The following is an 18480-nucleotide window of genomic DNA, read 5'->3' as shown; positions in this document are numbered from 1 at the left end:
GAGAGCGGCCAGAAAATGTATAGGAAAATCCATGAAGCGTCATTCACCGGGCACACTGGCGGTTACTTTTTTGCCAGTCGAAATACATCTTGCTCCAGGCGATTGCTCCTCTGTTTGCGCCATCCGGCGTTCGCGTCATAGACCACCAGCAGCAAGGGCTCTTCTACGCCGGCGGTGCTGACAAAGGTCATTCCTTCGGCATGATCGCGGCCTTTATCCTCTCCTTGCCCATAAGGAACCTCCAGGGCCGGCGTCAGTTGTTCGCTGAAGACAAAACTTTCGTCTGTTGGTCTGGCGCCGTTGTGCCATCGAAATACGCTGACAGGCCCGTCGAGGTTCATTGTCGGCCCGGCCAGGATCAACATGTCGTCACCATCGATGCATAAGTCCCTGACGCCGAGTCCATCCAGCTGGAGAAAATGCTTTCGGTATTTGCGCCCCTTGGGCCCGATTTTTTTCAGCGTCAGCGTGTGGACGGCCTTGGGATGGTCTTCGGGTTCGACCTCCAGAACAATGGTCCAGCCCCGCAGCACAGGCCCGCGCAATCCGATAAAAACCCGCTTGCCATTGACCTCGAGGCCTTCGGTATCGAACCCGTTGTCCTTGCCGGGAATGTGCAGAAATGCCCCTATATGCTCGTCGTCCTTGAGTTCATCGAGCAATTCGTTACCCAGTTGATCGCCGGACAATTGGGCGGCAACTCGAGCATCGTTGATGGTGCTCTTTACCAAAGTGAACGTCCCGTTTTCTTCGACCACCGGAATCCGGGCCAGGAGAAAACGATTGCCATCGCGACTGACAGTTGCCAGACGCTCGGCGTTTTTCTTCAGGGACTTGGTGCTATCGGGTTTTTTCCGTTTCAGGCTGTGAGACCCCACAATCCAGAGATAACCCGTGTCGCGGTCGTAGCTCATGCCTTCCAGGTCTGCCTCAACGAATTCTTCGCCAATCGTCGGGATGACCGGCAGCGTCAACAGGGACGCCAACGGGAATTGCTTGTGCTGATCAAACAGAAACTCGCCCGCACCGACGCGCTCACGCAAGGTGAAGCGCTCCAGGCTCAAGGATTCATCATTGGCGACCCACAGGGTGTCGCCAATCTGGACCACGGCAGACAACCCTTTGCGCAAATGAGTGTCCGGGTCATTGAAGACTAGAAGCGCGGAACCGAAATTCACCATGAAGTCACCCGCCCCTTGAGTCAAAGAATGCCTGCTTCACGGTAGCGTTCATCGGACGCTAGTCAAGACAGGTCATCAGAACACCGACCAGCCAATCCGCTGACTCAACAACTCCAGCGCGGCCATGCCGGCGAGGGAGTTGCCGGCGGCGTTCAATTCCGGAGACCAGACGCACACCGTGAATTGCCCCGGCACTACCGCGACGATGCCCCCGCCCACGCCGCTCTTGCCCGGCAGACCGACGCGATAGGCAAAGTTACCGGCTTCGTCATACAGCCCGCTGGTGGCCATGATCGAGTTGACTTGCTGGGTCTGGCGGGCGCTGAGGATCTGGGCGCCGCTGTGTTTGCAGAAACCGTCGTTGGCCAGAAAGCAGAACGTGCGGGCCAGATCCACGCAACTCATGCGCAGCGCGCAATGGCTGAAGTAGCTGCGCAGCACGGCTTCGACGTCGTTATGAAAGTTGCCGAACGATTGCATCAGATAAGCCATGGCCGCGTTGCGCGCGCGGTGCTGGTATTCCGACTCGGCGACCTTGCCGTCCACCATGACATTCGGATTACCGGACAAGCGCCGGACAAAATCGCGCATCGACAATGCCGGCGCGGCAAAGCGTGATTGGTTGATGTCGCAAATCACCAGTGCGCCGGCGTTGATGAAGGGATTGCGCGGGCGACCGCGTTCGAATTCCAGCTGCACCAGCGAGTTGAACGGCTGCCCGGACGGCTCGTGGCCCAAACGTTCCCATATCGCTTCGCCGGAATGGTCGATGGCCTGCACCAGGCTGAACACCTTGGAAATACTCTGCACCGAGAACGGCGTGTCAGCGTCTCCAGCACAAAACAACTCGCCATCATTGCCATACACGGCAATGCCCAACTGATTGGCCGGCACCGTGCCGAGGGCGGGAATGTAGTCAGCCACTTTGCCCTGACCGATCAACGGTCGGACTGCGTCAAGGATCTCGTTCAACAGCGCTTGCATGCCGGGTTCCGAAGTCTCGCCCCATGGGATTGCGGGGACACTGTCGCTAGACGCCGCTGGTCGGGGCTGAATCACAGTTTTGTATGGGAATGTATCTGTCGCAGCCCGGGATACATGAACTTGCGCCGGGCGATCTTTCGGACATACCGCCCACACACTGGGTTGAAAAACTCTTGCCGTCCGCCGACCACTCGCAAAACCGGGTCGGCTCTTGCTCAGGAGTATCGTCATGATGACCCAAGTTCCCCGTTACCACGGCTGGTCGCTGTTTGGCCTGTTGTCCTTGCTGGTGCTGGTGATCACCGGCCTGATTCTGCTGCTGAATCCGGATCTGGTGGAAGCCACCCGCAGCGCCATTCGCGCTACCGCGCGCACTTCGTTTGCACTGTTTCTTGCCGCGTTCACCGCATCGGCCCTCGCCGTGCTGGTGCCCTCGCCTTTCACCCGTTCGTTGGTGCGCGAACGACGCTTCATCGGCCTGGCCTTCGCGTTTTCCCACCTGGTGCACGCCATCCTGATTTACAGCTATGGCCAACTGAACCCCGAGTTCTGGCCCAGCCGCACCACGGTCGGCAACATCCCGGGCTCGGTCGGTTACCTGTTCATCCTGCTGATGGCGTTGACCTCATTCAAAACCACGGCGCGGCTGATCGGCCCCAAACCCTGGAAAGCCCTGCACGTCAGCGGCATGTGGGTGATTGCGGCGGTGTTCACCTACTCCAACTTCAAACGCATCCCCATGAGCGGGTGGTACGTCCTGCCGTTCGGTTTGATGTTTTCGGCGATTGTCATTCGGCTGCTGGGCAAGATTGCGCTGAAGTACAAACGGTCGGTCAGGAATGCGCTGTTGACCGAATGAAACCTCAACAACACCAACATTCCCCTGTGGGAGCGGGCTTGCTCGCGAAGAGGGAGTGTCAGTCAACATTGATGTCGCCTGACACACCGCTTTCGCGAGCAAGCCCGCTCCCACAATGAATCCTCGGAGCTCAGCCCATGAATACCTCCCTCTCATCGGCCCTCAAAGGCCTGCACCTGAACCTCGACCGTGCCGGCAGCTGGATCGCCCCCCTGACCTTGCGGGTGTTTCTGGCTTGGGAATTTTTCGAGTCCGGCCTGGAAAAATGGAACGGCCAGAACTGGTTCGCCGACATCCAGAACAGCCTCCCGTTTCCCTTCAACCACGTTCCGGCCACGCTGAATTGGGAACTGGCGATGTGGGCCGAATTGATCTGTGCCCTCGCCCTGTTGGTGGGCCTGGGAACGCGGGTTTCGGCGATTATTCTGACCGTGGTCACGATCGTCGCGACTGCTGCCGTTCACTGGCCGGCCGATTGGTCTACATTGAGTGAACTTGCCCAAGGTTATGCCATCAGCAATAAAGGCCATGGCAACTTCAAACTGCCGCTGATCTACCTCGCAGCCCTCCTGCCGTTGCTGCTCTCGGGGGCCGGCAAACTCAGCGTGGACGCGCTGTTGGCTCGATACTTCTGGCGGCGCAGTCTGCGCTGATACGCCAGCGTCTCGGCAACCTACCCAACTTATGTAAAGGAGCCATCATGAGCGTAACCACCCAATGGATCGAGATCACCAGCACCGAGGGCACCTTCGGCGCTTACCTGGCCATTCCCCACACCGGTAAAGGTCCGGGGATTGTGCTGATTCAGGAAATCTTCGGCGTCAACGAGCACATTCGCTCGGTCGCCGAGCAATACGCCGCCGACGGCTACCTGGTCATCGCGCCGGATCTGTTCTGGCGCCACGGCCACCGGACCGAACTGGGCTACGACGAAGCCGGCTGGAAGCGCGCCGTCGAGTTGATGAACGCCACCGACACCCAAAAAGCGCAGGCCGACATCAAACTGGCCATTGACGCCCTGAAGGCTCATCCGGGGCTGGACGGCAGGATCGCGTCTATCGGTTTCTGCTTCGGTGGCATGCTGTCGTACAACACCGCGGCCAATGGTTTCGTCGACGTGGCGATCGCCTATTACGGCGGCGGCATTCAAAACCAACTGGATCGGGCCGATGAAATCAAGGTGCCGATGCTGATGCACTTCGGCGAACAGGACAGCCACATCCCCATCGACGCCGTGAAGCAAATCGCCGAGCGTTTCGAGTTCAACGATGACGTCGATATCGAGGTGTATCCGGGGGCCGAACACGGCTTCAATTGCTCGCACCGTGACAGCTATGACCAACGGGCGGCGGTCGAGGCACATGGCAATACGTTGCTCTTTTTGAGTCAGAACCTTTAAGGCCTGATCGCCGGGGTTGGCGACATAAACAATCGGTGAGCATTCAATCCCGGAAACCAGCATGGACAACCTCTCAAAACCCAGACCGGCTTCACTGCGTATCCCCTCCACGGTCTGGGCCCTGGGTTTTGTCAGCCTGTTCATGGACCTGTCTTCAGAGCTAGTGCACAGCCTGCTGCCGGTGTTTCTGGTCACGACCTTGGGCGCGAGCGCGTTGACCGTCGGGGTGATCGAGGGCATCGCCGAGGCGACCGCGATGCTGACCAAGATTTTCTCCGGCGCCATCAGCGATTTTATCGGCCGGCGCAAAGGCTTGCTGTTGATGGGCTACGGTCTGGCCGCCTTGTCGAAACCGCTCTTTCCCCTCGCGCACTCGGTCGATGTGGTGTTCACCGCGCGTTTTCTGGATCGCATCGGCAAAGGCATTCGTGGCGCGCCGCGAGATGCGCTAGTCGCCGACATCGCCCCCACCGAAATCCGCGGTGCCTGCTTTGGCTTGCGCCAGTCGATGGACACCGTGGGCGCCATTCTGGGTCCAATCCTGGCCATCGTGCTGATGCTTTGGCTCGGGCAGATCCATCTGGTGTTGTGGTTTGCGGTGATCCCGGCGGTGATATCGGTGGCGCTGATTGTCGGTGGAGTCAAAGAGCCAACCACTGTCGCTGGCGAACGCGCCTTTCGCTCGCCTATCCACTGGAAGGTTCTGCGGGATTTTTCGCGCGATTATTGGTGGGTGGTGATCGTCGGTGGGCTCTTCACACTGGCCCGTTTCAGCGAAGCCTTTTTGGTATTGAAAGCACAGCAAACAGGTCTGACGGCCACTTGGGTGCCGATGGTGATGGTGGTCATGTCGCTGCTTTATGCCGTATCCGCCTACCCTGCCGGCTGGTTGTCCGACCGGATCAGCCGCACCAAAGTGCTATGCATCGGCATCGTCCTGCTGATCCTGGCGGACCTGTTATTGGCGCAAGCGGACTCGATCATGACCATGCTGGCAGGCGTGGCCCTGTGGGGTCTGCACATGGGTTTCAGCCAGGGCATTCTCGCGACGCTGATCGCCGACACCGCGCCCGAACACCTCAGGGGCACGGCGTTCGGCCTGTTCAATCTGATCAGCGGCGTGTGCCTGTTGATCGCCAGTGTGCTCGCCGGCGCGCTGTGGGAGACCACGGGCTCGGCCAGCACCTTCATCGTCGGGGCGGTGCTGGCGGCTGCGGCGCTGTTGTTGCTTGTGCTGCGCAAGCCCTAGTCCGCAGCGGCGGCGAACCCGCGTTGCAAATCCTCGATCAACGCGTCGACATCTTCCAGGCCAATGTGCAGCCGTAGCACCGGGTTCAATGCACGATCTGCCGCGCTGTTGCGATCCTTGGTATCAGCGACGGTGACCAGGCTTTCATAGCCGCCCCAGGACGCGCCCAGACCAAACACCTGTAGCGCATCGATAAACCGTTCGACGTACGTGGCGTCGGCCTCGCGCAGTTCGAAGGAGAGCAAACCGTTGCTGCCATTGAAGTCCCGCCGCCACAGTGCGTGATGGGGATGACCGGGCAGCGCTGGATGGAACACCCGTTTCACCTGCGGTTGCGTCTGTAGCCATTGAGCGACTTCCAGAGCCTGGCGTTCGTGTACGTCGAGGCGCGGCGCCAGGGTTCGTGCTCCGCGCAGCACCAGATAGGCGTCGTCCGGGCTGACGGTGATGCCAAAGGTGTCGCTCATGGATGCCAGTGGCTGCCAGACCTCTTGCCGGGTACAGACGCTGCCCATGACCACATCGCTGTGACCGCACAGGTACTTGGTCAACGCCATGATCGAAATGTCCGCGCCCAGGGTCAGTGGCCGATACAGGTAGCCCGAGCCCCAGGTGTTGTCCACGGCCAGCAGAATGCCGCGCGGTTTGCACAATGCGGCGATGGCCGGCAGGTCGCAGAGTTCATACAGCAGCGAGCCGGGCACCTCGGTGTAGACCATTTTGGTGTTGGCTTGCAGTTGCGCTTGCAGTTGATATTGCAGCCCGCTGCCGTCAGGCGCGAAGTAGCTGACCTGGATGCCGAACGGCTCAAGCAGCTCCCGGGCCAGGCGCCGCACGGGCGCATACACCGCGTCGGTGATCAGCACATGATCGCCGGGCCGCAGATAGGCCAGGAACGTCTGCGCCACCGCCGCCAGCCCGGTGCCGTACAAGCGGGTGCGGTAACCGCCCTCCAGTTCCGTCACCAGATCTTCCAGGGCGAAAGCCGTCGGATTGCCTCGGGCGCCATAGCTCAGAACCCGTTCACTATCACGGCGAGCACGGGCGTCGCGCATTTGCGCCAGGTTGTCGAACAGCACCGTGCTCAAACGAGTGACCGGCACGTTGACGCCCCGCCTGCCACTGCCCTTTTCAGTTCGCGCCGAATGCACCAGACGAGTACGCACCCGCCCATCACGAGTGGCTTGAGACTGGGCATGCAGCGGTTTGAGGCTGGCGATTTCGTCTGCGCTCATTTGCGCCAACAAGCCTATTTCCCAGGCCAGATACTGACGCGCCGCGTCTTTGTTGCCGGAATGGCGATCATGGGTGAAGAACAGAAAATCGATGCACTGGTGATCGGGCGGTGTGTTGGCATTCTCCTGCAGCGCAAACCCCGCCGCACGCCAGGCCTCGACACCGCCGTCCAGCAACCGGGTTTGTGCGCGCTGAGCATCGGGCAACTCCAGCGTCGCGAAAGCGGCCAGCAGCGGATCATCGGCCAGCAGCACCAGAGGCCGTTGCTCTCCCATCACCTCAGCCGCCAGCAACGAGCGGATCGACCAGCGCGAGCCGGCGATATGACCTTTGCGCCAGGTCATGCTCGGCCGCAGGTCAATCAGTGCCACCGCGTTATCCTTCAGCGCATCGCTCAGGGCCTGCGCCGTGATCACTGGCAACGCTTCGTGTGCGAAAGGCTCAACCGCAGGCAACGCCAGATCGCTGTTCACCCCATCCGCTAAAACATAAGCCTCATGCCCCAACTGCCGAAGCCAACTGGCAATAATCGGTGCCCGCACGCCATCGCTGTCAATCAGCACCACCCGCGCCTGGCGCACGCCGATGTACAGATCGGTGGATTGAATCAGCTGGCCACCCGGCGTGTGTTGCGCGCCCGGCAAACTTCCAGCGGCAAACTCCTCGGCGGTGCGCACATCACACAAAAACAGACTGCGTTCGGCCTCCCCGGCCCACTGCTCAACCTGCGCGGTCGCAACGGTTTTCACCCCGGCCCGTTCGGCCAGTTGTGCCGCGGCAAGACGCTGTAGCGGCAAGGTCTTCGATGACACCTCATCGGCATAGCGGCGGGTGCTGCCATGCTCCAGCCGAAGGTCTTCCAGGTACCAGCCCTGGGTCCCATTTTCCAGGGCGTAGACCGGGTTCTTCAGACCCAGATTGATCAGGGTCTGGGCGCCAATAATGCTGCGGGTACGACCGGCGCAATTGACCACGATCGGCGTGCTGTCGTCCGGCACCAGATCGTGTACGCGATAGCCCAGTTCACCATTCGGGCAACAGACGGAACCGGGGATGGTCATCTTGCGGTATTCGTCGAACGGCCGACCGTCCAGCACCACCAGCGATTCGCCCCGGGCTTGCCATTCGGCCAGCTGTTTGGCGGTGACATGCGGCGTATGACTGACCTCTTCCACCAACTCGCCAAAGGCCTTGGACGGCACGTGCACGCCGGCAAACAGCTGCAGGCCGGCCGCCTGCCAACCGTCGGCACCGCCGTCGAGAATATGCACGCGGCCATACCCCAACGCCTGCAGACGCTGAGCGGCTCGGGCCACAACGTCCCCACCGTTCTGGTCATAAATCACCAACCGCACCTGTGGATTCGGCGCCAGGCGTCGGACCTCCAATTCCAGGCGACTGTAGGGCAGGTTCACCCCGTGAAACAGATGGGCTTCGCCATATTGGCCATGCTCACGCACGTCAAACAGGGCAATTTCCTGCCCGTCGAACAGCCATTGCTGCAGTTGCCCTGGGGTTACGGTCCGATTCATGCGTAAGCCTTGATCGACGGCGCCATTTGCGAGGCGTTGTAATTGAGAATGCGCCCGTCGGCCTCGACCCCATAACGGCCATTGAGCGATTCCAGCGGCAAGCCATAAAGATGGAAATGCAGGGTCGGCTGCTCGCCTTCGACACGGATGCCATGCAGGTCTTCACCGAGGAACGAGATCGATGTGCCAGGCTGCACGATCACTTCTTTTTCCAGGTGCAGGGTCGTGAACCCAGGCTCGCGGCCCTCGTCATCACGGGCGTAGACGTAGTTGATTTCCTGGCCTTCGACGGCGCTGATGATCGCCCAGGTTTCGTGGTTGTGCGCGATGGTGCTTTTGCCCGGCAACAGCGAGTTGAGGTACAGCGTCGGCGTGTCGCCATCGTCGTTGAGACGGTAGCGGAACGCGGTGCTGCCCTGCCCCGGCACAGGCGCCGGGAACGCGTCGAAATTGAACAGATCTCGACGCTCGGCCAGGGTTTCGAGCAAAGCGACGATTTGCGTCAATGCAGCACGGTCGACGCCGCGTTGATTGATGATGCGGATTTTCTTGAGGAAATCTTCGATGACGGCGGCACGGTTATCGGTACTCATGAACAGGCTCCTCGGTATTAGACAGACAGGCTGTAGCGGCTCAGGTTGGTCAACAGATACGGATCGTTGGCGACGCGGGGACGGCGTCCCGGATCGCCCAGGGCATGACGCAGAAACTCTTGAGTGCGTTCGCTGGTGGGGTGCTGGAAAACCTGCGCGGCGCTGCCGTGCTCGACGATCACGCCGTTTTCAGTGAAGTAGACGATGTCGCTGATCTCTTCGGCGAAACGCATTTCGTGGGTCACCAGCACACAGGTCATGCCCTCTTCGGTCAGCTCGCGAATCACCGTCAGCACCTCGCCGACGGTTTCCGGGTCGAGGGCCGAGGTCACCTCATCGAACAGAATCAATTCCGGGCGCATGGCCAACGCCCGGGCAATCGCCACCCGCTGTTGCTGACCGCCGGAAAGTTGTCCCGGATAAGCATCGGCCTTGTGCTCCATGCGCACTTTGGCCAGCAAGGCGCGGGCGTCTTTCTCGGCATCGATCCGGTTGCGCCCCAGCACTTTGCGCGGTGCGATCACCAGGTTCTCCAGCACCGACAAATGCGGGAACAGGTTGTACTGCTGGAACACAAACCCCACGCGCTTGCGCAACTCGATGCGCTGGGCTTCCTGGGCCAGGGTGTGAACCTCGGTGGTGCCGACGCGAAGGGTCCCGCGCTGAGGCTGTAACAGGCCGGTGATGCAACGCAGGATCGTCGACTTGCCGGAACCGGACGGGCCGATGATCGACACGGCTTGCCCACGGTGCACGTCGAGGTCGATGCCCTTGAGCACCGGGTTGCTGCCAAACGACAGATGCAGGTCGCGCAGGCTGACCAGAGGTTCAGCGACGGTTTCAGTAGAAGGCATAACGTCGCTCCAAGTGTTGGGTGAGTCGGGAAATCGGGTAGCAATAGGCAAAGAACAGCACCAGCAGGCTCAGGTAAATCACCACGGTAAAACCGGTCAGGTTCACCGTGTTGCTGGCGATTTGCGCGGTGTCGATCACGTCATGCACGCCCACCAATGACGCCAGTGCGGTGCCCATGGTGATCACCGCGTAGAGGTTCATCCACGGCGGCAACATGCGCTTGAAGCACTGCGGCAGGATGATCGAGCGGAAAATCTGCCCACGGGTGAACGCCAGGGAACGTGCGGCCTCCCATTGGGTACTGGGGATCGAGGCGACCGCGCCACGGAAGATTTCCGCGACGTTGGCGCTCGCCGGCAACGCCAGGCCAAGGGTGACCTTGACCCAGTCGGGGAACGAGACATAGGCGCTGCCGATGTGGATCTCGAACGGGAACACATAGGTGGTGAAATAGATCAGCACCAGCCACGGCGCGTTGCGAAAAACCTGCACCCAGATCCGCGCCGGCAAGCGCAGCAGCCACAACGGCGACAATCCCAGGGCGCCCACCAGCAACCCCAGCAACGACCCCAGCCCGATCGCCACCAGGCTGATCAGAATGTTCTGGCCAAAGCCCACGACCAGCGCTGGCGACCATTGCAGCAAGGCCTTGAGCACCGGGCTGTGCGGGGCGAAATACACCAGCCAGAGCACGGCAACTGCCAATAGCAGCAACTTGCCGACATGCCGCCGTGGCCAGGCCACTGGCGCGGTGACGGACGATTCAATGGCCATAGCCGGGCATCCTCAGGCGCGCTTCGAGCAGGCGCCCCACACAATTGACGGTAAAACTCAGCAGACCAAAAAACGTCAGGATCAGAATCATCAACTCCAGCACGTTATCGCTCTGGGTCCAGATCATGATTGCCGCGTAGGTGATGTCGCCGACGGCAATCGCCGAGGCGACGGCGGTCATCTTCACCAGGTCGATCAGGTTGTTGATCAGCGACGGCAAGGCGAAGCGCAGAGCCAGCGGTAGTTGCACGTTCCACAACAACTGCCGACTGTTGAACGCCAGCGAACTGGCTGCCTCCATCGTCACCGCTGGCACGGCTTCGATGCCGGCGCGCAAGGCTTCGGCATGGAACGCGCCCTTGTGCAGCGAGATCACGATCACCACCCAGGCGAACGGTGTCAGCGGGTTGGCCGCGCCGACGGCCTGGGTCAGCAGCATGTTCAGCACCAGGAACGCGCAATACAGCTGCACCAGCGTCGGCGTGTTGCGGGTGACTTCGACAAACACCCGCGCAGGTTTCGCCAGCCAGGGTTTGCCCGAGGTCAACATTGCCGCCAATCCGAGACCCGCCAGCAGGCTGCCGACGATAGTGAACAGGCACAGCAACACCGTAGTCAGCGCACCCTGCTCCAGGGTTCCGCGCTGATAGGCGTCCAGCAGAAAGCCGTAGTTCAGGCCGAACCCGGCAGCCCAGTGGACGAACAGCTCCAGCAAATGACTCATGGTTCGCCCCGCAATTGCCCGCAGGCTTGAGCGATGCGTCGTCCGGCCTCTGCGACGGTTTCAGTCGCAGTGGCAATGGACAGGCGAAACCACGGCGACAAGCCATAAGCGCTGCCCGCTACGCCGGCCACGCCCTCCTCCAGTAAATACGCGACGACGTCGGCATCGGTTTCCAAGCGCTGACCGTCCGGGCGATAGCGGCCCAATAATCCGGCGCAGCGGATAAATACGAAGAAACCACCTTGAGGTTCGAGCACTTCGAGGCCGTCTACTTTGCGTAAAGCACTCACCAGTAAATCCCGGCGCTGCTGATAGGCCGCGACCTGCGACCGCAAGAAATCCAGACCACCGTCGAAGGCTGCCAACGCGGCGGCTTGCCCTACCGAAGAAGCGCCCGAGGTGGATTGCGATTGCACGACGGTCATCGCATTGGCCAGCACTAGCGGCCCGGCACCGAAACCAATGCGCCAACCGGTCATGGCGTAGGTCTTGGACACGCCGCCCACCAGCAGGCAGCGCGACTGCAAATCCGGCGCGACGTTGAGCAGGCTCTGGGCCGGCCGACCGTCGAAGCGGATATGTTCGTAGAGCTCATCCAGCAGAATCAGCACCTGAGGATGGCGCCGCAGCATCTCGGCCAAGGCTTGCAACTCGGTCGCGCTGTACACCGCGCCGCTGGGGTTGCCGGGGCCGTTGAGGATCAGCCAGCGAGTTCGCTCGCCGATGTATTGCTCCAACTGCTCGGTCGTCAGCTTGCAGCCTTGCGCCAACCCGCATTCGATCAACACCGGCTCGCCGCCATTGAAGCGCACGCTGTCCGGAAACGACGGCCAGTAAGGCGTTGGCACCAGCACTTGATCGCCGTCATCAAGGGTGGCGGCGAAGGCATTGAAGATGATCTGTTTGGCGCCGTTGGCAATCACGATCGATTCCAGCGGGTAGTCCAGATGGTTTTCCTGCTGGAGCTTGCGTTGCACCGCAATTCGCAAGGCCTTCACGCCCGGTGTCGGCGTGTACTTGGTGGCACCGCCAGCGATGGCGGCATAAGCGGCCTGCTTGATGTGGTCCGGGGTGTCGAAATCCGGCTCGCCGGTGGTCAGGTCGAGGATGTCGCGACCGGCCTCGCGCAGGGCCGTGGCTTGGGATTTGGCGGCGGCATTGGCCGACAGCGAGACGCGCTGCACGCGTTTGGACAGGCAAAGTGTCATGACTGAACCGCCTCCAATACCTTGCCGGGGTTCAGCAGATTGTTCGGGTCCAGCGCCTGCTTGATCCGGCGCATCAGGTTGAGTTCTACCGGACTTTTATAGCGCCCGAGCATGTCCCGTTTGTGCTGGCCGATACCGTGTTCAGCACTGATTGAACCGTCGTGGGCATGGGCGCTGTCGTGCACCAGTTGGCTGAGTGCCGCGTAATGGACCATGTGCGCCTCGACCGTCGAATCCTGCGGATGGGCGACGTTGTAGTGCAGGTTACCGTCGCCCAGATGGCCGAAGGTGTAATGCCGCACACCGGGAAAATGACGCTGCAGCAAAGCATCGGTATGGGTGACAAACGCCACCACCTGGGAAATCGGCACCGAGATGTCGTGCTTCATGTTGCGACCGGCACGCTTCTGCGCCTCGCTCATGTTTTCGCGCAATAGCCACAACGCCTGGCTCTGGGCGAGGCTTTCGGCGATCAGCGCATCGGCCAGCAAGCGCTGTTCGAAGGCTTCGCCCAGTACCTGTTCAAACGCTTCGCGGGCATGGCTTTCGCTGTGGTTATCGGACAGTTCCAACAGCGCGAACCAGGGCTGACGAGCGCCAAGAAAGGGTTGCGGGCCTTCAGGAAATTGCTCACGCAGCAGCGCGAGGCACTCGGCGCTGAGCAGTTCGAACGCAGTGAGACTGGCACCGAAACCGGCGCGGGCATGGGACAGGAACGTCACCGCTTGGGCCAACGAGTCGAAGGCCAGCAGCGCCGTGGCTTGGGCTTTGGGCAGCGGAAACAGTTTCAGGGTCGCGGCGGTGATAATGCCGAGCGTGCCTTCGCTGCCGATAAACAGGTCGCGCAAGTCGTAGCCGGTGTTGTCCTTGCGCAAACCGCGCAGGCCATTCCAGATTTCACCCTGGGCGGTGACCACTTCCAGACCGAGGGTCAATTCGCGGGTATTGCCGTAACGCAGCACCGCGGTGCCGCCGGCATTGGTGCCCAGGTTACCGCCGATGGTGCAGCTGCCTTCGGCGCCCAGGCTCAGCGGGAACAGACGTCCGGCGTCACGGGTGACGTCTTGAATGGTCTGTAGAATGCAGCCCGCCTCGACGGTCAGGGTGTCGTTGTCGGTGTCCACCGCCCTTACGCGATTCATCCGGTCGAGCAGCAGCAACACCGCGCGCCCACTGGCGTCCGGGGTCGCGCCGCCCATCAGCCCGGTGTTGCCGCCCTGTACCACCACCGGCGTATCACACGCCACACAGGCACGAACCACCGCCGCGACTTCTTCGGTGCTGGCCGGATGGACAGCGGCAATCACCTGCCCCACATAACGGCCCTGTTTGTCGGTCAGGTACGCGGCGGCCTCTTCGTTACTCTGCACATGACGGGCGCCGAGCAGTTGCTGCAAGGCAACGAACAACGGCCGACTCATGGCCGCACAGCCAGCGGTGCCGCATTGCGGTATTGCTCGTGCAGGTCACGCAAGGCCTGCGACTGCGCCATGCCGGTGCGCTCGCCCAGTTCGATCAACCAGCCGCTGCGGTGCCAGTCGCGCACGATGGCATCCAGTTTCGCCTGGGTATCGTGTTCGCCCTTGCGGATCCAGATCACCGAGTTCGACGGGATCAAATCACCCGGCAGCGGGATCTCAAACCCGGCCCACTCGGCATCGCTCAACAAGGTATGCATGGTCGGGCTGACATGCACCGCCGCCACGCAGCCATTGCCGCGCAACGACAACAACGATTCGGACTGACTGCGGAACGCCTTGATCTGCGCGCCGTAGGTTTCCTGCAAGGGCTTGATGAAGTTGCTGCCCTGGGACACGCACACCGGTTTGCCCTTGAGGTCGCTCCACTGGGTGATGCCCGCACCTTTACGAATCAACGCGGCACCGCCGACTTCTTCATAAGGCGTGGGCACGTAATCGAGAATCTCGGCACGCTCTTCGGTGAACTGCATATTGGCGATCAGGATGTCGACCTTGCCCTGTTGCAGGAACTGCACCCGGTTGGGCGCCAGCACGGAAACCGTTTGCGCCTCGACGCCCAGCGCCTTGGCGATGCCCTTGGCCAGTTCGACGTTGTACCCCAGGTGCTCGCCGGTCTTGGGGTCGAGAGTGCCGAATGGCGGGCCACTGAGAATCACCCCGACGCTGATGGCGTGGCGTTGCTCGATCTTGTCCAGTGTGGCGTCGGCCTGAGCGAGGCTGGCGCCCAGCACGGCGCATCCTGCCAGGCACAACGTGGCCAGGCCTCTGGCGGAAAAATATCGGTTCATGCACGACTTCCTTGAACGACCGCCGAGCCCGTCGGCGGCTTATTGAAACGATGAGGTGAACCGGTCAGGCACCGTTGGCCTGGAACTGTTTCTGTAAATCCACCAAGGCCGGTGACGCGGGGGTGATGCGATTGCGGGTCTGGGCTTCGATCAGCCAACCGCTGCGATGCAGTTCCTTGACGATCGGGTCGAGTCGAGCCTGGGTATCGCTTTCGCCAGGTCGGGTCCAGATCACTGAAGGAGCCGGGTTGAGTTCCGGACTGAGCGCGCGATAGCCCTGCCATTCGACGTTGTCGGCGATCAACGGGTTGATCAGCGTGGCGTCATGCACCGCCGCGACGCAGTTGTTGCCACGCAGCGCGAGCAAGGATTCCGACGAGCTCTTGAAGGCTTTGATCTCAACGCCCAACTCGGTGAGTGGCTTGATGTAGCTGCTGCCCTGGGAGGTGCAAACGGGCTGGCCTTTGAGATCTTCCCAACGGGTGATTTTGCTGTCCTTTAGCAGCGCCGCGGAACCGCCGACGCGGTAGAACGGCGTTGGCACAAAACCGAGAATCTCGCCGCGTTCGGCCGTCCATTCCATGTTGGCGATCAGCAGATCAACTTTGCCCTGCTGCAAAAACTGCACGCGGTTGGCGGGCAATACCGGTACCAGTTGCACCTCGGCGCCCAATTGCCGGCCCAGCTCCTGAGCGAGGTCGACGTTCAAACCCCGTGGTTTCTGGGTACCCGGATCGATACTGCCAAAGGGGCCGCCGGACAGTACAACCCCCACTGTCAGCACATGGCGTTGCTGGATCTTGTCCAGCGTTGCATCAGCCTGAGCACCGGCACTGGCGGCCAATGAGATCAAGGCGCCCAGCATGGCAGGCAACAATCGTTTTACAGGTGAGCGCTCAAGCAACATGGATTTCCCCTCATGGAATGATCGGCGTCCCCCGACCTGATGTGAGGGCATCCTAGGTACAGCGTTGGTGTAACGGAAATTCAAATATCTAATATCGTTATAACTTGTCGTGTTGCCGCTAAACGACAATCTTCGAAACCCCAGCAATTACTGGCCTTTGTGGCTTGCACAATAAAATATCGCCAAAAACACATAAACAACTGTAATGTCTATGTTTGCAGCCTTGATATAAAAACAGCCTCAGGAATGGCCATGTCGACTTCATCTACCCTCGACCTCGAATTACTGCGCACCTTCATTGCCGTGGTCGATCACCACAGTTTTGCCGAGGCCGGCGCACAACTGGCCCGCACGCAATCGTCGGTCACCCAGCACATGCAACGCCTGGAACAACAAGTCGGGGTGAGCCTGTTCGAGAAGCGCGGGCGACAGAAGCAACTCACCGAACCCGGTTTGCAGTTGCTGCGCCATGCACGGCAGATGCTTTCGCTCAACGACGATGCATTGAACTCGCTGCGCGAAAGCAACTTGAGCGGTGTATTGCGCATCGGCTCGCCCCATGACATTGCCGACACCATCCTGCCGCCGATCCTCAGCCACATCGCCCGCTCGGCCCCTCGTTTGCGCCTGGAGATCGATGTCGGCCGCAGCCCGTTTTTGATGGATGACCTGCATCGGGGCAAGGTCGACATGGTGATTTCCACTCGCCAAGACCCGACGCTCGAAGGCTTTGCCTTGCGCACCTCGCCGGTATGGTGGATCTGCTCGGCGCAGTACATCCATACGCCCGGCGAGCCCTTGCCGCTGATTCTGGTGGATGAGCCGAGTATTTATCGTCGGTACGCCCTTGAGGCGCTGGAGCGCGCCAATATTCCATGGCGCCAGGCGTACCTGGCGTCGAACCTGATCGGCATCAAAGCCGCGACCCGTGCCGGGCTGGGCGTCACGCCCAGAAGCATGGAAATGCTCGGCCCGGACATGCGCGTACTCGGCGAGACCGATGGCCTGCCACGGCTGCCGGACGTGACCTACCACTTGTGGATTCGGCCCAACACCGTGAATCCGCTGGTGCGTCGGGCCTATGAGTTGATCAGAAGCAGCCGGGGGCTCTGACCTGCTCAGCTTCCCTCGCTGCTGTGTGCTTCCTCAAAGAAGATGCGGTGCGCTTGAAAGGAGTCGCCATGAAAACCTCAACGTTATGGAAAGTGAGCACCGACAAAAAAGCGGCCTCGGCTAATACCAGTCAGTTAAGCGCAACCCATGTGGGAGCGGGCTTGCTCGCGAAGGCGTCGGTTCAGCCAACCTCAATGTTGAATGACACACCGCTTTCGCGAGCAAGCCCGCTCCCACAGGGTTCGCTCCTTAACTGACTGGTATTAGCCGAGGCCGCAGATCCTCAATGTCAAATTGGCTATTTCAGAGCTTGGCGATCGACACCTCGGTGGATTTGACGAAGGCAATCACCTCGCTCCCCACTTTCAATTCAAGGTCGCGCACCGACCGGGTGGTAATCACCGAGGTGACGATCCCGGAAGCAGTTTGCACGTCGATTTCAGACACCACTTCGCCCTCTAGTATTTCCTTGATGACACCCTTGAACTGGTTGCGGACGTTGATCGCTTTGATGGTCATGATGAGGCTTCCTGTCTGGTGTCGGGCGCATCCACATGGATGTGCAGGCCCTCAAAGTGCATCACCTGAACCGACAACAAAAGGAATATATAATTATCTGTTTATTCCTTAATGGAATATAAATTTAAATAACCAAAATGAATTAACAAATACAAAATCAGTATTTATCGTTATAAAAATATCCACGTACTCTCAGCTCATCCCGTCATTCATCACCACAGTGAAGTGCCCCATGAATCCGACTGACAACCTCATCGACTTCGCCAGTTACCGCAAACGCAAACAGGCTCAGCAACGGGCACGGGCCATGTGGGAAATGTATGCACGTAACGCCGGTCTACAGGCCTATCAATGGGTCCAGGCCACCCATTCGACCGAGACCCGTCACGCATGAACGCGCAGCAACCCTCGCGTTTTCTGGCGAGTGCAGACGAACCCGTGACGGACTTGAATAATCTGGAGCCGCTGGAAGAAGACCCGATCTGTGAGCGAGTCGCACAGAACCTGCAACGGCTGCGGGGCAAGCGTCACTTGTCCCTCGACGCGCTGGCCAGGCAATGTGGTGTGAGTCGGGCAATGCTGGCGCAGATCGAGTCCGGACGCAGCGTGCCTTCCATCAAAGTGCTGTGCAAAATTGCCAAAGGCCTGAAGGTCTCGGTGGCCGCCTTTCTGGAGCATCGGGCCTTCGAAGGTGTGGCCGTGCTGTCGGCGCGTGAGAGCAAACGCTTGGTCAGCGCCAGCGGAGCCTTCGTCAGCCGCGCCCTGTTCCCGTTCGACGTGGCACGCCAATCGGAGTTTTACGAACTGCGCCTGAGCCCTTTGGGCGAAGATCACAGCGAGGGGCATGGCCCCGGTGTCCAGGAGAACCTGGTGGTGTCGCAGGGCGTGCTGGAAATCAGCGTCAACGATGAACGTTACCTGCTGTCTACCGGCGACTCGATCCTGTTCTACGCCGACCAGCCCCACCGCTACCGCAACCCCGCCGACAGTGAGGCAGTGGCTTATCTGGTGGTGACTTACCCGGAACGCCTGGATTAAACACCTGAAAGAGCAATGAACATCCAATGTGGGAGCGGGC

At 60.5% G+C, this 18480-nt stretch carries 19 protein-coding genes; 7 read left to right on the top strand and 12 right to left on the bottom strand.

Annotation, left to right across the window (positions count from 1 at the left end):
• Positions 1-62 precede the first annotated feature (62 nt).
• The gene (locus tag PMI36_RS15315; RefSeq protein ID WP_008072011.1) at positions 63-1181 is read right to left on the bottom strand and encodes a DUF3616 domain-containing protein; all 1119 of its coding nucleotides are present in this window, start codon (positions 1179-1181) and stop codon (positions 63-65) included.
• A 75-nt stretch (positions 1182-1256) separates the two neighbouring features.
• Positions 1257-2165, bottom strand: a complete 909-nt coding sequence (gene glsB, locus PMI36_RS15320; RefSeq protein ID WP_008072010.1) for a glutaminase B — start codon at positions 2163-2165, stop codon at positions 1257-1259.
• A 229-nt stretch (positions 2166-2394) separates the two neighbouring features.
• Here glsB and PMI36_RS15325 point away from each other — a divergent pair, with 229 nt between their 5' ends.
• From PMI36_RS15325 to PMI36_RS15340, 4 genes are all read left to right on the top strand, one after another.
• The gene (locus PMI36_RS15325) at positions 2395-3024 is read left to right on the top strand and encodes a ferric reductase-like transmembrane domain-containing protein (protein WP_008072009.1); all 630 of its coding nucleotides are present in this window, start codon (positions 2395-2397) and stop codon (positions 3022-3024) included.
• Positions 3025-3161: 137 nt separating this feature from the next.
• Positions 3162-3677, top strand: a complete 516-nt coding sequence (locus tag PMI36_RS15330) for an HvfX family Cu-binding RiPP maturation protein (RefSeq protein ID WP_008072008.1) — start codon at positions 3162-3164, stop codon at positions 3675-3677.
• Positions 3678-3724: 47 nt separating this feature from the next.
• Entirely contained in the window at positions 3725-4423 is a 699-nt protein-coding gene (locus tag PMI36_RS15335; protein WP_008072007.1) for a dienelactone hydrolase family protein, read from the top strand.
• A gap of 61 nt (positions 4424-4484) precedes the next feature.
• A complete protein-coding gene (locus PMI36_RS15340) occupies positions 4485-5672 on the top strand; it encodes an MFS transporter (RefSeq protein WP_008072005.1) in 1188 nt (395 codons plus the stop codon).
• Here PMI36_RS15340 and metC read toward each other — a convergent pair.
• The 9 genes from metC to PMI36_RS15385 all read right to left on the bottom strand — a co-directional run bounded on the left by metC (position 5669) and on the right by PMI36_RS15385 (position 15770).
• Positions 5669-8440, bottom strand: coding sequence for a cystathionine beta-lyase (metC, locus tag PMI36_RS15345; RefSeq protein ID WP_008072003.1), 2772 nt, complete (start codon positions 8438-8440; stop codon positions 5669-5671). The two genes, PMI36_RS15340 and metC, sit on opposite strands and share 4 nt — an antisense overlap.
• Entirely contained in the window at positions 8437-9033 is a 597-nt protein-coding gene (locus PMI36_RS15350) for a hypothetical protein (RefSeq protein WP_008011131.1), read from the bottom strand. The genes metC and PMI36_RS15350 overlap by 4 nt, the downstream gene beginning before the upstream one ends.
• A 17-nt stretch (positions 9034-9050) precedes the next feature.
• Positions 9051-9887 carry an amino acid ABC transporter ATP-binding protein gene (locus PMI36_RS15355; RefSeq protein WP_008072001.1) on the bottom strand — a complete coding sequence of 279 codons (837 nt, stop codon included), beginning with the start codon at positions 9885-9887 and terminating at the stop codon, positions 9051-9053.
• Positions 9874-10662 (bottom strand): amino acid ABC transporter permease, encoded by a 789-nt coding sequence (locus PMI36_RS15360; protein WP_008071998.1) that lies wholly within the window; start codon positions 10660-10662, stop codon positions 9874-9876. Before PMI36_RS15360 ends, PMI36_RS15355 begins: the two co-directional genes overlap by 14 nt.
• On the bottom strand, positions 10652-11386 hold the full coding sequence (locus tag PMI36_RS15365) for an amino acid ABC transporter permease (RefSeq protein WP_008071996.1): 735 nt from the start codon (positions 11384-11386) through the stop codon (positions 10652-10654). Before PMI36_RS15365 ends, PMI36_RS15360 begins: the two co-directional genes overlap by 11 nt.
• A complete protein-coding gene (locus tag PMI36_RS15370; protein ID WP_008071993.1) occupies positions 11383-12594 on the bottom strand; it encodes an aminotransferase class I/II-fold pyridoxal phosphate-dependent enzyme in 1212 nt (403 codons plus the stop codon). Before PMI36_RS15370 ends, PMI36_RS15365 begins: the two co-directional genes overlap by 4 nt.
• Positions 12591-14015, bottom strand: a complete 1425-nt coding sequence (locus tag PMI36_RS15375; protein WP_008071992.1) for an FAD-binding oxidoreductase — start codon at positions 14013-14015, stop codon at positions 12591-12593. Before PMI36_RS15375 ends, PMI36_RS15370 begins: the two co-directional genes overlap by 4 nt.
• Positions 14012-14863 (bottom strand): transporter substrate-binding domain-containing protein, encoded by an 852-nt coding sequence (locus PMI36_RS15380; protein ID WP_008071989.1) that lies wholly within the window; start codon positions 14861-14863, stop codon positions 14012-14014. The genes PMI36_RS15375 and PMI36_RS15380 overlap by 4 nt, the downstream gene beginning before the upstream one ends.
• 64 nt (positions 14864-14927) lie before the next feature.
• A complete protein-coding gene (locus tag PMI36_RS15385; protein ID WP_008071988.1) occupies positions 14928-15770 on the bottom strand; it encodes a transporter substrate-binding domain-containing protein in 843 nt (280 codons plus the stop codon).
• Between the two features lie 252 nt (positions 15771-16022).
• Here PMI36_RS15385 and PMI36_RS15390 point away from each other — a divergent pair, with 252 nt between their 5' ends.
• Positions 16023-16883, top strand: a complete 861-nt coding sequence (locus PMI36_RS15390) for a LysR substrate-binding domain-containing protein (RefSeq protein ID WP_008011114.1) — start codon at positions 16023-16025, stop codon at positions 16881-16883.
• Between the two features lie 303 nt (positions 16884-17186).
• On the opposite strand, the gene PMI36_RS15395 is transcribed toward PMI36_RS15390, so the two are convergent.
• Entirely contained in the window at positions 17187-17402 is a 216-nt protein-coding gene (locus PMI36_RS15395; protein ID WP_007904463.1) for a TOBE domain-containing protein, read from the bottom strand.
• A gap of 232 nt (positions 17403-17634) precedes the next feature.
• On the opposite strand from PMI36_RS15395, the gene PMI36_RS31700 reads away from it, so the two are divergent.
• The gene (locus PMI36_RS31700) at positions 17635-17796 is read left to right on the top strand and encodes a hypothetical protein (RefSeq protein WP_008071985.1); all 162 of its coding nucleotides are present in this window, start codon (positions 17635-17637) and stop codon (positions 17794-17796) included.
• On the top strand, positions 17793-18440 hold the full coding sequence (locus PMI36_RS15400) for a helix-turn-helix domain-containing protein (protein WP_007904465.1): 648 nt from the start codon (positions 17793-17795) through the stop codon (positions 18438-18440). Before PMI36_RS31700 ends, PMI36_RS15400 begins: the two co-directional genes overlap by 4 nt.
• Positions 18441-18480: the final 40 nt, after the last annotated feature.

This window comes from Pseudomonas sp. GM79, from assembly GCF_000282495.1.
GTDB lineage: Bacteria > Pseudomonadota > Gammaproteobacteria > Pseudomonadales > Pseudomonadaceae > Aquipseudomonas.
Note: the sequence above shows the minus strand (reverse complement) of the source record. Positions and strands in the feature narration are given on the sequence as shown.